The sequence below is a fragment of the Kribbella sp. NPDC020701 genome, assembly GCF_055562215.1.
In genome coordinates this window covers 393,574-408,896 of record NZ_JBVHFT010000001.1, presented here as the reverse complement: position 1 = coordinate 408,896, position 15,323 = coordinate 393,574, and the positions used below count along the sequence as shown (strand labels likewise).

General features: G+C 68.6%; 11 protein-coding genes and 1 tRNA gene. 5 read left to right on the top strand and 7 right to left on the bottom strand.

Going from position 1 to position 15,323, the window contains the following annotated elements:
* Nucleotides 1-139 precede the first annotated feature (139 nt).
* From ACZ3HV_RS01870 to ACZ3HV_RS01860, 3 genes are all read left to right on the top strand, one after another.
* Nucleotides 140-213 (top strand) — tRNA-Leu (locus tag ACZ3HV_RS01870).
* A 47-nt stretch (nt 214-260) separates the two neighbouring features.
* Entirely contained in the window at nt 261-1,010 is a 750-nt protein-coding gene (locus ACZ3HV_RS01865; protein ID WP_465679905.1) for a helix-turn-helix domain-containing protein, read from the top strand.
* A gap of 84 nt (nt 1,011-1,094) precedes the next feature.
* Nucleotides 1,095-1,220 carry a hypothetical protein gene (locus ACZ3HV_RS01860; protein WP_465679903.1) on the top strand — a complete coding sequence of 42 codons (126 nt, stop codon included), beginning with the start codon at nt 1,095-1,097 and terminating at the stop codon, nt 1,218-1,220.
* Between the two features lie 49 nt (nt 1,221-1,269).
* Here ACZ3HV_RS01860 and pyk read toward each other — a convergent pair whose 3' ends face one another.
* From pyk to gltB, 4 genes are all read right to left on the bottom strand, one after another.
* Entirely contained in the window at nt 1,270-2,721 is a 1,452-nt protein-coding gene (gene pyk, locus ACZ3HV_RS01855) for a pyruvate kinase (protein WP_465679901.1), read from the bottom strand.
* A gap of 99 nt (nt 2,722-2,820) precedes the next feature.
* On the bottom strand, nt 2,821-4,371 hold the full coding sequence (locus tag ACZ3HV_RS01850; protein ID WP_465679900.1) for a metallophosphoesterase family protein: 1,551 nt from the start codon (nt 4,369-4,371) through the stop codon (nt 2,821-2,823).
* A gap of 83 nt (nt 4,372-4,454) precedes the next feature.
* Nucleotides 4,455-5,921, bottom strand: coding sequence for a glutamate synthase subunit beta (locus ACZ3HV_RS01845; RefSeq protein ID WP_465679899.1), 1,467 nt, complete (start codon nt 5,919-5,921; stop codon nt 4,455-4,457).
* On the bottom strand, nt 5,921-10,444 hold the full coding sequence (gene gltB / locus ACZ3HV_RS01840) for a glutamate synthase large subunit (protein ID WP_465679897.1): 4,524 nt from the start codon (nt 10,442-10,444) through the stop codon (nt 5,921-5,923). The genes ACZ3HV_RS01845 and gltB overlap by 1 nt, the downstream gene beginning before the upstream one ends.
* Nucleotides 10,445-10,693: 249 nt before the next feature.
* On the opposite strand from gltB, the gene ACZ3HV_RS01835 reads away from it, so the two are divergent.
* On the top strand, nt 10,694-11,521 hold the full coding sequence (locus tag ACZ3HV_RS01835; RefSeq protein WP_465679896.1) for a phosphotransferase: 828 nt from the start codon (nt 10,694-10,696) through the stop codon (nt 11,519-11,521).
* A gap of 263 nt (nt 11,522-11,784) precedes the next feature.
* On the opposite strand, the gene ACZ3HV_RS01830 is transcribed toward ACZ3HV_RS01835, so the two are convergent.
* Nucleotides 11,785-12,555 carry a protein kinase family protein gene (locus ACZ3HV_RS01830; protein ID WP_465679894.1) on the bottom strand — a complete coding sequence of 257 codons (771 nt, stop codon included), beginning with the start codon at nt 12,553-12,555 and terminating at the stop codon, nt 11,785-11,787.
* Nucleotides 12,556-12,566: 11 nt separating this feature from the next.
* On the opposite strand from ACZ3HV_RS01830, the gene ACZ3HV_RS01825 reads away from it, so the two are divergent.
* Entirely contained in the window at nt 12,567-13,577 is a 1,011-nt protein-coding gene (locus ACZ3HV_RS01825) for a 1-aminocyclopropane-1-carboxylate deaminase (protein WP_465679893.1), read from the top strand.
* Here ACZ3HV_RS01825 and ACZ3HV_RS01820 read toward each other — a convergent pair.
* Both ACZ3HV_RS01820 and lgt read right to left on the bottom strand, forming a co-directional pair.
* On the bottom strand, nt 13,574-14,305 hold the full coding sequence (locus tag ACZ3HV_RS01820; RefSeq protein ID WP_465679892.1) for a VIT1/CCC1 transporter family protein: 732 nt from the start codon (nt 14,303-14,305) through the stop codon (nt 13,574-13,576). The genes ACZ3HV_RS01825 and ACZ3HV_RS01820 overlap by 4 nt on opposite strands.
* A complete protein-coding gene (lgt, locus tag ACZ3HV_RS01815) occupies nt 14,289-15,296 on the bottom strand; it encodes a prolipoprotein diacylglyceryl transferase (protein ID WP_465679890.1) in 1,008 nt (335 codons plus the stop codon). The genes ACZ3HV_RS01820 and lgt overlap by 17 nt, the downstream gene beginning before the upstream one ends.
* Between the last annotated feature and the right edge of the window lie 27 nt (nt 15,297-15,323).

The window sequence follows — 15,323 nt, the reverse complement described above, 5'->3', positions numbered from 1 at the left end:
GCCGATCTCCAGCAGATCCGGCGCCATCGGGTCAGAACTGCCCACCCAGAAGCTTTCGGGGCACTGGGCAACGACCTCCTGGCGGCGTGCCCCTTGCGAGATCTCGGGGTGTTCGATGGGTTAGGATCTTCTCCGCAACGCCCTGGTAGCCCAATCGGCAGAGGCAGTGCTCTCAAACAGCATCCAGTGTGGGTTCGAGTCCCACCCAGGGCACACAATCGGCCGACGAAATTGTCGGTCGCGGCTGCGAGTCTTGTGTCATGTACGACGAGCAGGTGCGTGCTGTCGCGCTGGCGGCGATGGTGGTCGGGGACAGTCTCAACGCGATCAGCAAGCGGCTCGGGGTGAGTCGGGCCACGCTCCGTGACTGGCGGGACCGGACGGACCGTGCGCCTGACCCGACCAGCTGCCCACTCTGCTCGAACGGGAAGCTGCCGACCCCGTCGTACGCGCATCTCCTCGGCCTCTACCTCGGCGACGGATGTCTATCGAAGCATCGAAGGGGCGTCTATGACCTGCGGATCGCCTGTGACGACCGCTATCCGCGCCTCATCGACGAAGCGGAGGCGGCCATCGTCGCGGTTCACCCGAGCCGACCCGTGCACCGGGTCCAGGCCGTCGGGTACACGTCGGTCGTCTCGTACTGGAAGCATTGGCCGTGCATGTTCCCGCAACACGGACCTGGTCCGAAGCACCGGCGCCGGATCGAGTTGACGGCCTGGCAACGGGACATCGTTGCCGGGCATCCCGAACTGTTGCTGCGTGGGTTGTTCAACTCCGATGGGTGCCGGTTCGCGAACTGGGCTACCCGGACGGTGGGTGGCCGGCCGAAGAGATACGAGTACTCGCGCTACATGTTCTCCAACGAGTCCGCCGACATCATGCGGATCTGCCAGTGGACGCTCGGCCTGCTGGACATCCCGTGGCGAATGCCTCGGCGAAACGCGTTGTCCGTCGCCCGGCGCGAGGCGGTTGCCCGGCTGGACGAGTTCATCGGGCCGAAGTCGTAGCCGCCCGCGCGTCGTACCGTGAAGGCTCAGGTGAGAGGAGTGCGGCGTGTTCGTTGGGGGCTCAGGCGATTCTGCACAGCGGGGATGCGGAAGCTGATCGGAGTTTATTGCGGAGCTGCTGGTGTTTCCGCCCGCATCTTCCTGCCCAGCGGCGCCTGCCTGCCGGTCTACCAGCCACTGCACCCGGTCGCCTACAACCTGCCGAAATGACGAGAGGCGGACAGCCGGATCGCCTGGCTGCCCGCCTCACATCAGGTGTCTACGGGGCCGGGTTGCGGTAGGCGGGGGCTATGCCTTCTATGGCGTCGCCCATGCGGTGGACTCGGAGGGCGTTGGTGGAGCCGGGGAGGCTGGGTGGGGAGCCGGCGACGATGACTACGAGGTCGCCCTTGTTGAGCTTGCCGAGTTCGAGGAGGCGCTGGTCTACCTGGCGGACCATTTCGTCGGTGTGGTCGACGGTGGGGACGATGTGCGTCTCGATTCCCCAGACGACGCTCAGCCAGGAGCTGACCGACGGGACCGGCGTGAAGGCGAGCACCGGGATCTCGGTGCGGTAGCGGGCCAGGCGCAGCGCGGTGTCACCGGACTGGGTGAAGGCCACCAGGTACTTCGCCTCGAGCCGCTCGGCCACGTCCGCGGCGGCCCGGGCGATCACGCCACCCTTGGTCCGCGGCTCCCAGTCGATCTCGGCCACCCGGCCGAGGCCGTGCTCCTCGGTCGACTCCACGATCCGGGACATCGTCTTGACGGTCTCGATCGGGAACCGGCCGACACTGGTCTCACCGGACAGCATCACCGCGTCGGCACCGTCGAGTACGGCGTTCGCGACGTCGGACGCCTCGGCCCGGGTCGGCCGCGGCGCGGAGATCATCGACTCCAGCATCTGGGTGGCGACGATCACCGGCTTCGCGTTCAGCCGGGCCTGGTCGATGATCAGCTTCTGGACCAGCGGGACCTCCTCGAGCGGGAGCTCCACGCCGAGGTCGCCGCGGGCCACCATGAACCCGTCGAAGGCCTCGATGATCTCGTCCAGGTTGGCGACCGCCTGCGGCTTCTCGATCTTGGCGACGACCGGGATCCGCAGACCCTCCTCGTCCATGATCTTGTGCACCAGCTGGATGTCGGACGCGTCGCGCACGAACGACAGCGCGATCATGTCGGCCGGCAGGTGCAGCGCCCAGCGCAGGTCCTCGGCGTCCTTCTCCGACATCGCCGGCACGCTGACCGCGACACCCGGCAGGTTGATGCCCTTGTGGTTCGACACCGGTCCGCCGACGGTGACCCGGCAGACCACGTCGGTCTCGGTCACCTCCTCGGCGACCAGCGCGATCCGGCCGTCGTCGATGAGCAGCTGGTCGCCCGGCTTCACGTCACCGGGCAGGCCGTCGTACGTCGTACCGCAGATGGTCACGTCACCCGGCACCTCCCGGGTGGTGATGGTGAAGCGCTCGCCGTAGGTCAGGGTGGCCTTGCCTTCGGCGAACTCCGCCAGGCGGATCTTCGGACCCTGCAGGTCGACCAGGATCCCGACGTTCTGGCCGGTCTCGGCCGCTGCGGTGCGGATCCGCTGATAGATCCGCTCATGCTCGGCATGGGCGCCGTGACTCAGGTTCAGTCTTGCGACGTCCATACCTGCTTGGACGAGTTCCAGGATGCGCTCAGGGGCGGCCGTAGCCGGGCCGAGCGTACAAACGATCTTTGCGCGACGCACGTCACAAAACCCTACTCCTACAAACCACTGCGCCCGCTGGTCCGCCCCCCTTACTGGACAGTTAACAGCTGATGACAAGAGGGGACGAAGCCTGAATCGTCAAGAAGGCAAGGGGGTGTAGGCGCCGACCGTGATGTCGCCGGTGAGTTCGGCGGTGACCGTCTGGAGGCCGATCGGCTGACCCTTCTGATACGTGATCAGCGTGACCTCGCCCGGCCGCCGCAGCGTGTAGCCGAGGGCGAACGCGTACGCCGCTCCCCCGGTCGTACCGTTCGTGTACGTCGTCACCGGACGGCCGTCGACGACCTTGCTCTCCGGGCCGACCTGCCGGTGCAGATGACCCGACAGCAGCAGGGTCGCGCAGCCCAGGGTGGCGGTGTCCGCGAACGACGAAGGGTCGTGGACCACGAAGGTCGAGATCCGCTTGTCCTCGGGCTGGTCGCAGGCGATGTCCGCCAGCCGCTGCGACTGCTCGGCAGTGGTCTCGTCACCCGGCTGGTCCGCACTGCCCAGGCCGGTCTTGGTCGGATCGCTGTCACCGAGGAACCGGATGCCCTCGACCTCGACCGGCTTGCTGTCCAGCACCGTGAAACCGTTCTTGCGCATCGCGTTCTCGACGTGCCCGCCGGCGTCGTGGTTGCCCGCGACGGCGACCACCTTGAAGTCCTTGAAGTGCTGGCGCAACGAGTTGATGCTGAACACCTCCCAGGACTGACCCGACGAGGTGTCGTCCCCGGCGTCGATCAGGATCTTCGCGCCGCCCGCTTTCGCCACCTCCGCGGCGAAACCGTCGATGCCGATGTTGTCGTGCCGGTCGCTGACCTGGATCGCGACCTTCTGGCCTTCGCCGGGCTGATGGATCTCGCCGGCGACGTCGCCGACCCGATCCTTCAGCTGACCGTAGAACCGGGTCGATCGCTGGTACGTCTCGACCGCCGTCCGGATCACCCCGACCCCACCCGTGGTGGAGAACCCGGACGCGACCTCGACCCCTTGCAGCTGTGCGTCCAGCGGGATCTCCGGCAGCAACTGGGCGAGCGGGCGCCACTCGGTCGGCGGTACGTCGGCCGGCCGCATCCTGGCCGGTCCGAAGATTGACGCGATCGTGATCAGCATCGCGACCAGGACGACGATCGCGCGGTGCTCGAGGCGTCGTTCGTGCCGGTGCACCAGGTGCCACAGCTCGCGGCGGCGCCGGGTGCCGACCACCGCCCAGACGGTCGCCACGAGGACGACCACGAGCAGACCGGAACCGGCGCCCGCCAGCGCGTCGTCGACCGCCATGTCCCGCACCACCTGCTGGATCCGCGCGATCTCACCGTCGGGCTGGGAGGCGATCAGGGCGTCGCGGTTGATAAGGTCGGTCAGGTTGTCGGCGTCGGTCTCCTGGACGTCGATGTTGACACCGAGACCGAGCGGATTGTGGGCGGCGATCCGCAGCCGGGGCAGGACGGCGCCGAGGTCGACGGTGGCGTGCCCGTCGAAGGTCGGCGAGACGGTCGCCGCGTGGGCGCCGATCGTGACCCGCTCGGAGTCGTTGGCGAACGCGAACAGACCGACCGCGAGCGAGGTGACCAGCCAGAGCAGGGTGAGTGCGGCCCACGGCGCGATTGCACGGAGCCGAGCTCGGGTCACCAGGCGCGTAGCCACACTCCCAACCTATCGGGACGTCCCACCTTGGGCACCGACCAACCACTTTTCGTCACGAATTGTGGTTGGTGGGCGCACAAGGTTCAGACCGCCAGCGGGCGGGCGGTCGGGGGGATGGGGGTGGGGAGGGTGGACGAGCCGGTGAGGAGGGTGTCCACGCCGTTGGCGCAGGACCGGCCCTCGGCGATGGCCCAGACGATCAGGGACTGACCGCGACCGGCGTCGCCGCAGGCGAAAACACCTTCGACCGAGGTCTGGTACGTCTTGTCCCGCTTCACGTTGCCGCGCTCGTCCAGCTCGACGCCGAGCTGCTCGAGGAAGCCCTCGCGCTCCGGGCCGAGGAAGCCCATCGCGAGCAGCACCAGCTGCGCCGGGATGGTCCGCTCGGTGCCCTCGACCGGGACGAGCCTGCCGTCCTTGAACTCCACCTCGACCAGGTTCAGTCCGGAGACGTTGCCCTCGGCATCGGCCTCGAAATTGACGGTGGAGACCGAGTAGACCCGCTCGCCACCCTCCTCGTGCGCCGAGGCGACCCGGTAGATCATCGGGTACGTCGGCCACGGCTGGCCGGCCGGGCGGTCGTCACCCGGTCGCGGCATGATCTCGAGCTGGGTCACCGAGCGGGCACCCTGCCGGTGCGCCGTACCGAGGCAGTCGGCCCCGGTGTCGCCGCCGCCGATGATCACCACATCCTTGCCAGTGGCAAGAATCTGGTCCTCGACCAGCTTGCCGAGCGAGGCCCGGTTCGACTGCGGCAGGTACTCCATCGCCTGGTGGATCCCGCCGTGCTCGCGGCCCGGCACCGGCAGGTCGCGGGCGGCGGTGGCCCCGGTGGCGATCACGACCGCGTCGTACCGCTGCTTGAGCTGGGTCCCGGTCACGTCCACGCCGACGTTCACGCCGGAGCGGAAGACCGTGCCCTCCTCCTTCATCTGCTGGATCCGGCGGTCGACCTGTTCCTTCTCCATCTTGAACTCGGGGATGCCGTACCGCAGCAGGCCCCCGGGCGCGTCGGCGCGCTCGTACACCGCGACGGTGTGGCCCGCGCGGGTCAACTGCTGCGCGGCGGCCAGACCGGCCGGGCCGGAACCGACGACCGCGATCGTCTTGCCGGTCAGCCACTCCGGCGGCTGCGGCCGGACGTCACCGGACTCCCAGGCCTTGTCGATGATCGCGACCTCGACGTTCTTGATCGTCACCGGGTCCTGGTTGATCCCGAGTACGCACGAGGTCTCGCACGGCGCCGGGCAGAGCCGGCCGGTGAACTCCGGGAAGTTGTTGGTCGCGTGCAGCCGCTCGATCGCGCTGGACCAGTCGTCGCGCCAGACGAGGTCGTTCCACTCCGGGATCAGGTTGCCCAGCGGGCAGCCGTTGTGGCAGAACGGGATGCCGCAGTCCATGCAGCGACCGGCCTGCTTGGTGATGATCGGCAGCAGTGCCTTGCCAGGCCCACCGGGGTAGACCTCTTTCCAGTCCTGCACCCGCTCGTCGACCGGCCGCCGCTCGGCGACCTCCCGCTGGGTGGTCAGGAATCCCTTCGGGTCAGCCATCAGATGGCCTCCATCATCGCTCGCGTGGTGGCGTCCTCGTCCAGCCCGTCCCGCTCGGCGGCCGCCTTGGCCGCCAGCACCCGGGCGTAGTCGCGGGGCATCACCGTGGTGAACCTGGTAGCCGCCTCGGGCCAGTCGGCGAGCAGCTTGGCCGCTCGTTCCGAACCGGTCTCCTCGTGGTGCCGGCGGACCAGGTCGTGCAGCAGTTCGGACTCGTCCTCGGTCGCCGGGTGCAGATCCACCAGATCCGGGTTCACCAAGGTGTGGTCCAGATCGAGCACGTGGGCCACGCCGCCCGACATGCCGGCCGCGAAGTTCCGGCCGACGGCGCCGAGTACGACGACGCGCCCACCGGTCATGTACTCACAGGCGTGGTCGCCGACCGACTCGACGACCGCGGTGGCCCCGGAGTTCCGGACGCAGAACCGTTGCCCGACGCCACCACTGATGAACAGTTCACCGGACGTCGCGCCGTACGCGATGACGTTGCCGGCGATGATCTGGTCGGCCGCGTCGAACCGTGCGCGGCGATCCGGACGGATCACCACGCGACCACCGGACAGCCCCTTGCCGACGTAGTCGTTGGCGTCACCCTCGAGCCGCAGCGTGACCCCGTTCGGGACGAAGGCGGCGAACGAGTTGCCCGCCGATCCGGTGAAGGTCAGGTCGATCGTGCCGTCGGCCAGCCCGGCCGCCCGGTACCGCTTGGTGATCTCGTGACCGAGCATCGTGCCGACGGTCCGGTTGACGTTGCGGATCGCCAACTGCGCCCGTACCGGCTCGCCGCTTTCCAACGCGGGCTCGCAGATCCGGATCAGCTCGTTGTCGAGCGCCTTGTCGAGGCCGTGGTCCTGGCCGACGACCTGGTGACGCGACGCGCCCGCGGGCAGCGCCGGCACGTGCAGGATCGGCGACAGGTCGAGCCCGTCGGCCTTCCAGTGGTCGACCGCACGCTGGATGTCCAGCACCTCGGCGTGCCCGATCGCCTCGTCCAGCGACCGGAAGCCGAGCTCGGCCAGGTACTCGCGAACTTCCTCGGCGATGAACTCGAAGAAGTTCACCACGAACTCGGGCTTGCCCGAGAACCGCCCGCGCAGCACCGGGTTCTGGGTCGCAACGCCGACCGGGCAGGTGTCCAAGTGGCAGACCCGCATCATGATGCAGCCCGACACCACGAGCGGCGCGGTGGCGAAGCCGTACTCCTCCGCACCGAGCAGCGCCGCGATGACCACGTCCCGGCCGGTCTTCAGCTGGCCATCGGTCTGCACGACGATGCGGTCGCGCAATCCGTTCAGCAGCAGGGTTTGCTGGGTCTCGGCCAGTCCGAGCTCCCAGGGACCACCGGCGTGCTTCAGCGACGTCAGCGGTGCCGCACCGGTACCACCGTCGTGACCGGAGATCAGTACGACGTCCGCGTGGGCCTTCGAGACACCGGCGGCGATCGTACCGACGCCGACCTCGGAGACGAGCTTCACGTGGATGCGCGCCTGCGGGTTGGCGTTCTTCAGATCGTGGATCAGCTGGGCCAGGTCCTCGATCGAGTAGATGTCGTGGTGCGGCGGCGGCGAGATCAGGCCGACGCCCGGCGTCGAGTGCCGGGTGTTCGCCACCCACGGGTAGACCTTGTTGCCGGGCAGCTGGCCACCCTCGCCCGGCTTGGCACCCTGCGCCATCTTGATCTGGATGTCGTCGGAGTTCGTCAGGTACTCCGAGGTGACACCGAAGCGCCCGGACGCGACCTGCTTGATCGAGCTCCGCCGCGCCGGGTCGTGCAGCCGGTCGGAGTCCTCGCCGCCCTCACCGGTGTTCGACTTGCCACCGAGCTGGTTCATCGCGATCGCCAGCGTGGTGTGCGCCTCGGCGCTGATCGAGCCGTAGCTCATCGCACCGGTGGAGAACCGCTTGACGATCGCGTTGACCGGCTCGACCTCGTCGACGGAGATCGGCTCGCGGTCGCTCTTGAAGCCGAACAACCCGCGCAGCGTCATCAGCCGCTCGGATTGCTCGTCCACGCGAGCGGTGTACTGCTTGAAGATGTCGTAGCGCCCGGTCCGGGTGCTGTGCTGCAGCCGGAACACGGTGTCCGGATCGAACAGGTGCGGCTCACCCTCACGCCGCCACTGGTACTCCCCGCCGATCTCCAGCTTGCGGTGCGCGGGCAGGATCCCGTCCGCCGGGTACGCGCGCAGGTGCCGGCGGCGTACCTCCTCGGCAATCGTGTCCAGGCCGACGCCGCCGAGCCTCGACGACGTACCGGTGAAGTAGATGTCGACCAGGAACGGGGACAGCCCGTTCGCCTCGAAGATCTGGGCGCCGGTGTACGACGCGACCGTCGAGACACCCATCTTCGACATGACCTTGAGCACGCCCTTGCCGAGCGACTTCACCACGTTGCGCACTGCCTGCTCGGGCTCGATCCCGGGCAGGTAGGTACCGCGGCGGCACAAGTCCTCGACCGACTCCAGTGCGAGGTATGGGTTGATGGCGGCCGCGCCGTACCCCATCAGGAGGGCGACGTGGTGGACCTCGCGGACGTCACCGGCCTCGATGACCAGACCGACCTGCGTACGGGTCTTCTCCCTCACCAAGTGGTGATGAACCGCGGCGGTCAGCAGCAGCGACGGGATCGGGGCGCTGTCGGCGTTGGAGTGCCGGTCGGACAGCACCAGGATCCGGGCGCCGTCCTTGATCGCCGCGTCGGCCTCGGCGCAGATCTCCGCGAGCCGTGCCCGCAGGGCCTCTCCCCCGCCCTCGACGTCGTACACACCGCGCAGGACCGTGGTAGCCAGGCCCGGCATGTCGCCGTCGAGGTTGATGTGCCGCAGCTTGGCGAGCTCGTCGTTGGTGATCACCGGGAACGGGATCACCACCTGTCGGCAGGACGCCGGGCTCGGGTTGAGCAGGTTCGACTCCGGGCCGAGGCTCGACGACAGCGAGGTCACGAGCTCCTCGCGGATCGCGTCCAGCGGCGGGTTGGTGACCTGGGCGAACAGCTGCGCGAAGTAGTCGAACAGCAGCCGCGGCCGGTCGCTCAGTACGGCGATCGGCGTGTCGGTGCCCATCGAGCCGATCGGCTCGGCACCGGCCTTCGCCATCGGGGTGAGGATGACGCGCAGTTCCTCCTCGGTGTACCCGAACACCTGCTGGCGGCGGGTCACCGACGCGTGGCTGTGGACAACATGCTCGCGCTCGTGCAGGTCCTCGAACCGGATCAGGCCGGCGTGCAGCCACTCGTCGTACGGATGCTCGGTGGCGAGCGCGTTCTTCACCTCGGAGTCGGTGATGATCCGGTGCGCGTCGACGTCGACCAGGAAGATCCGGCCCGGCTCGAGCCGGCCCTTCTCGGTGACCGTGGCCGGATCGATGTCGAGGACGCCCGCCTCGGACGCGAGTACGACGAGACCGTCATCAGTCACCCAGTACCGCGATGGCCTCAGGCCGTTGCGGTCGAGCACCGCGCCGACCTTGGTGCCGTCGGAGAAGACCACCGAGGCCGGGCCGTCCCACGGCTCCATCAGGGTCGAGTGGAACTCGTAGAACGCGCGACGCTTCGGATCCATCGTGGTGGCGTTCTCCCACGCCTCCGGGATCATCATCAGCATCGCGTGTGGCAGTGAGCGGCCGCCCAGATGGAGGAGCTCGAGGACCTCGTCGAAGGAGGCCGAGTCGGAGGCGCTCGGCGTACAGATCGGGTAGAGCTGCTCGAGGTCGCCGGGGATCAGGTCGCTGGACAGCAGCGCCTCGCGGGCGCGCATCCAGTTCCGGTTGCCCTGGACGGTGTTGATCTCGCCGTTGTGGGCGATGTACCGGTACGGGTGGGCCAGCGGCCAGGACGGGAACGTGTTGGTGGAGAACCGGGAGTGCACGATGCCGATCGCCGAGGCGAAGTCGGGGTCGGTCAGCTCGGGGAAGAACTTGTCCAGCTGGTCGGTGGTCAGCATCCCCTTGTAGGTGATGGTCCGGCCGGACAGCGACGGGAAGTAGGTCTCGGTCTCCTTCTCGGCCCGCTTCCGGAGCCGGAACGCCATCCGCTCCAGCGCCAGGCCGAGCACCCGGCCGGCCTTCGCGGCGACGAAGAGCTGCTTGAACGTCGGCATCACCGAGCGTGCGGTGGCGCCGAGCAGGTCCGGGCTGGTCGGGACGTCCCGCCAGCCGAGGACGGTCAGGTTCTCCTCGGCCGCGAGCTCCTCGATCCGGTCGATCGCCTTGGCCGCGTCGTCGGCCTCGGCGGGCAGGAATGCGATGCCGGCGGCGTAGCTGTGCTTGGCCGGCAGCTCGAACTCGCACACCTTGCGGTAGAACGCGTCCGGGATCTGGATCAGGATGCCGGCGCCGTCGCCGGAGTCCGGTTCGGCACCCGAGGCGCCGCGGTGCTCGAGGTTGCGCAGGGCGGTCAAAGCCTTGGCCACGATGTCGTGGCTCGGTTCACCGGTCAGGGTCGCGACGAAAGCGACACCACAAGCATCGTGCTCGTGCTGCCCGTCGTAGAGTCCCTCGCTCGGGAATGGGGGGCGACCAAACATTCAGGGGCTCCCGTCGTCCTACGGTCAACAACTGGCCGCGGGACAACATTGGCCCAAGCCGGGAGTCCCGAGACTACCTCATGACGCCCGACAGATGGACGCTCGTCCCACCGTCACAACGCCCTGATAACCCACAGTAAGCAAGCGCTCACTACCAGCCCTAATCTTCCCAGCAACCCCGCCCCGCAACCACCCACGCCCCCTGAAATTCACCTGCTGAGACGGGTCGCCATCTGATAGGCCACGCCCATGACCTGGCAGCCCTCCCCCGCCTGGCGCTCCCTGACCGCCGGCACCGGCCAAGCCACCGGCGGCGTCTGGCTCACCCCCGACCGCGAGGTGGTCAAACGCCTCGTCCGTGGCGTCCAAGACCCCCGCCACCACGCCTACTGGGAACGCCAGGCCCTCGTCGCCGAATCCGGCATCGTCAGCTCAACCCCCGGCCTCCGCTCCCCGGCGTGTCTCGGCGTGGAACGCGACCCGTCAGGCATCACCCTCCGAATGGCCTACGTGCCCCCCGCCCAGTGGACCCCAGTCGCCCTGGCTGCCGCCCTGGGCCGCTTCGCACGCTCCTCGATACAAGAGCCGGCGTGGGGTGCCCGGGACGTACTCCGAGACCGCCTGACGACCGTGGAACGCCGTGGCGGCTGGAGCGCCCTTTCGCGCGCAGGCCTCAACTCACCAGCCACGGATGCCCTCTGGGCACGGCGAGACGTCGCCCTAGCGGCCCTCGACGCCCTACCTCGAGTCGCGACCCACGGAGACGCGCATCCGGTCAACCTGCCCGGCCGCGACGGCGACGACGTACTGGCCATCGACTGGGAACAGTTCGGCCTCGGCCCACCCGGCTTCGACCTCGCCTATTTACTGCTAGCCGTAGACACCTCACTCGACGACCTCTTGGCAACCCATGCCGAGAAGACAGACGCCGTACGCCGCGGAACCACGCTGGTCGCGGCCTACACCGGCCTGTCACGCGCGGCGTGGGCCCTGACCCAGCCGAACCCCGGTGATCACGTCGCCCGACTGCAGACGCTGTCAGACGTGGTGAACGAAGCCGCCGACCACGTCTCATAGAAGCCGTGCCGCGTACCGACGAACGGGTAGTGGTCGCCCAGATCCCGGGTGGGACCGGGTGACGGAGGCGAGCGGACAGCGCTGCAGTCGACCACTACCCGTCCGTCGGTACGCAGCACAGACAGTTCCAGGAGTGCGTACACCTTCCGGGAGCTGAGACACCTCGTGGGGGGCTGAGACACCTCGTGGGGGGCTGAGACATGTAATAACAGGTCCGCACCCACCAGTTCCTGTCTCAGGCCCCGGCAACTGGCGTGGAGTCGTCAGGTTCGGGCTGCTAACCACGCCTGGTGGAAGGCTTGGTAGGTCGGGTAGCGGGTCGTGGTGGCTACTTGGAGTACGGCGTACTGCGGGGGCGGGGGGTCGGGGAGGAGGACGAGGGCGGTGCGGGCTAGGACGTAGGCCGTGGTGCGGGTGTCGATGGGGGCGCCGAGGGAGTGTTGTTCGGGGGCCATGAAGCGGGTGGAGCCGAACATGCGGCCCATGGTGTTGCGGAAGGGGCCGCGGCGGTAGGTGTCGAGATCGATGACGGTGAGTCGGCGCGCGCCGAAGTCGTAGAGGAGCGCACCGTCGTAGAAGTCGCCCTCGACCCAGCCGGCGGCGTCGAGCTTCGCGTGCAGGTCGTAGAGCTCGTCGAGGGCGGCGAGGATCTCGCTCGGCGGGAGGGCGCGGAAGCGTTGGTGAGCGCTGGCGGGGTGGTCGCGGTCGTTGCCCAGGTGTTCGCCGTCGCGCCAGTCGTAGACGACGAGCGGGCCGGACGGGGACTCGATCACGGCGTGCACGGTGGGCAGCGTGGCATGGCTGACGGACTCGGCGAGCTCCACGGCGGTGCGGAGGAGGGCGACCCGGCCGTCGAAGTCGAGGTACGGCGTGCTGTCCGTGGGGTCGCCCGCGGTCTTGACGAAGTACTTGTGGTCGGGGGTTTGGACGCCGTACGCGACGTTGCCGGAGTCCTGGGTGTCGAAGCGGGCGAAGATGGTGCCCAGGTGGTTGAGGTAGGTGGACGGGAGTACGTCGATCTCGCCAGGGAACACTGGAGGAATCTATGACACTGAACGACTTTCCGCGGTACCAATTGACGTTCGGGCCCAGCCCGGTGCACTTGCTCGAGCGGCTGAGTGCCGAGCTTGGCGGGGCGCGGGTTTGGGCCAAGCGGGAGGACTGCAACTCCGGGTTGGCGTACGGCGGGAACAAGACGCGGAAGCTGGAGTACCTGATCCCGGACGCGCTGGCGCAGGGGGCCGACACGCTGGTGTCGATCGGTGGGTATCAGTCCAACCACACCCGGCAGGTCGCGGCGGTCGCGGCGAAGGTCGGGTTGAAGGCCGTGCTGGTGCAGGAGAACTGGGTCGACTGGCCGGACGCGCTGAACGACCGGGTCGGCAACATCCTGCTGAGCCGGATCATGGGGGCCGAGGTCCGCCTCGATCCGGCCGGGTTCGGGATCGGGTTCAAGGACAGCTGGAAGGAAGCCCTCGCGGACGTCGAGCGGCGCGGAGGTACGCCGTACGCGATCCCGGCGGGAGCCTCGGACCACCGGCTCGGCGGGCTCGGGTTCGCCAACTGGGCCTACGAGGTCGAGCAGCAGGAGCGCGAGCTCGGCGTCTTCTTCGACACGATCGTCGTCTGCGCGGTGACCGGGTCGACGCAGGCCGGGATGATCGCCGGGTTCGCCGGCCAGGACCGGCCGCGGCGGGTGATCGGGATCGACGCGAGCGCGAAGCTGCAGGAGACCCGCGACCAGGTCGAGCGGATCGCGCGCGCCACCGCGGAGCTGATCGACCTCGGCCGGGACCTGCGCGACGACGAGATCACCGTGCTCGAGGGCTGGGCCGGTGACCGGTACGGCATCCCGGTGCAGTCCACGCTGGACGCGATCCGGCTCACCGGTCGGCTCGAGGGGATGATCATCGACCCGGTCTACGAGGGGAAGTCGATGGCCGGCCTGATCGACCTGATCCGGAACGGCGACATCGCGAAGGACTCCAACGTCCTCTACGCCCACCTCGGCGGCCAGCCCGCGCTCAACGCCTACAGCGGGCTGTTCAAGGCCTAGATTCCGGGTCCGACCAGCGTTCCGACGAAGTAGGTGAGGCCCGCGGCCAGGCCGCCGAGGATGAGCTGGCGGAGGCCGGAGTACCACCAGGACCGGCTGGTCACCCTCGACACGACCGCGCCGCAGACGAAGAGGGCGGTCAGCGACAGGATCAGGGCCGGTACGACGCTGCCCGCACCGAGCAGGTACGGCGCCAGCGGGATGAACGCGCCGACCGCGAAGCAGACGAACGACGACGCGGCCGCGAGCAGCGGGTTCGGCAGGTCGTGCAGATCGATGCCGAGCTCCTCGCGGACGTGTTCCTCCAGCGCCTGGTCCGGGTCGGTGTGGAACTGCTTGGCGACCTTGCTGGCCAGGTCCGGGTCGAGGCCCTTGGCGCGGTAGGTCTCGGCGAGCTCGATCTCCTCGTCGATCGGGTGCCGCTGGATCGCCTTGCGCTCCACCTCGATCTCGGCCCGGGCGAGCTCGCGCTGCGAGGCGACCGAGGTGTACTCCCCGGCTGCCATCGAGAACGCGCCGGCGGCCAGTCCGGCCAGCCCGGCGAGCACGATCACCTGCGAGCCGGACGTCGTACCGCCGTCCATGCCCGCGATCAGGGCGAAGTTCGAGACCAGGCCGTCCATGGCGCCGAAGACGGCAGGTCGCAGCCAGCCGCCGTTCACATCACGGTGGGTGTGATCTCCGTGGTGCTCGGCAGAAACCTCGGGAATGTCAGTCACGAGACCCATCTGATTCGGAACCGTTGGTCGCCTCGACCTTTGGTTTGTCCGGTACGGCGTCCGTCGTTTCAGTATCAGCTGATTCGTCGGTGCTCGCCTGCTCGTCGTCCACCGTTTCCGGCGTCGCCGCGTCCGCGGTGGGCTTGCCGGCGGCGGGGCCGGTGGTGAGGTCTTCCTGGCCGGGGTACTTGCGGGCGCTGATGATGAAGGCGACGACGGCGAGGACGAACAGGATGAGGGCGGTCCACACGTTCAGGCGGAGGCCGAGGAAGTGGTTGACCGTGTCGATGCGCAGGTTCTCGATCCAGGCGCGGCCCGCGGTGTAGCCGGCCACGTAGAGGAAGAACGCGCGGCCGTGGCCCAGCTTGAAGCGGCGGTCGACCAGGATGACCAGCACGACCACGCCGAGATTCCAGATCGCTTCGTACAGGAAGGTCGGATGGAACGTGGCGAAGTCGGCGAACCCGTCCGGCCGGTGCTCGGGGGCGATCTCCAGGCCCCACGGCTTGGTCGTCGGCCTGCCGAACAGCTCCTGGTTGAAGTAGTTGCCGAACCGCCCGAACACCTGCGCCAGCGCGATCCCCGGCGCCATCGCGTCCGCGACCGCCAGGAACGGCACCTTGGCGCGCCGGCAGGCGATCCAGGCGCCGAGCGCGCCGAAGCCGACGGCACCCCAGATGCCCAGTCCGCCGTGCCAGATCTTCAGTGCGTCGATCGGGTGCCGGCCCGCGCCGAAGTACAGCTCGGCGTCGGTGATGACGTGGTAGATCCGCGCCCCGACCAGCCCGAACGGGATGGCCCAGAACATGATGTCGGCCAGCACGGTCGGCGAACCGCCGCGGGCGACCCAGCGGCGTCGGCCGAGCCAGTAACCGATGAAGATACCGGCCAGGATGCACAGCGCGTACGCGCGGATCGGCAGGCCGAGGACGTGCCAGACACCCTGGCTCGGGCTGGGGATGAACGCCGGAACCATCACGGCGGGAATCAGACTAGACATGGCAACCAGGAACGCTACTCGACCCGT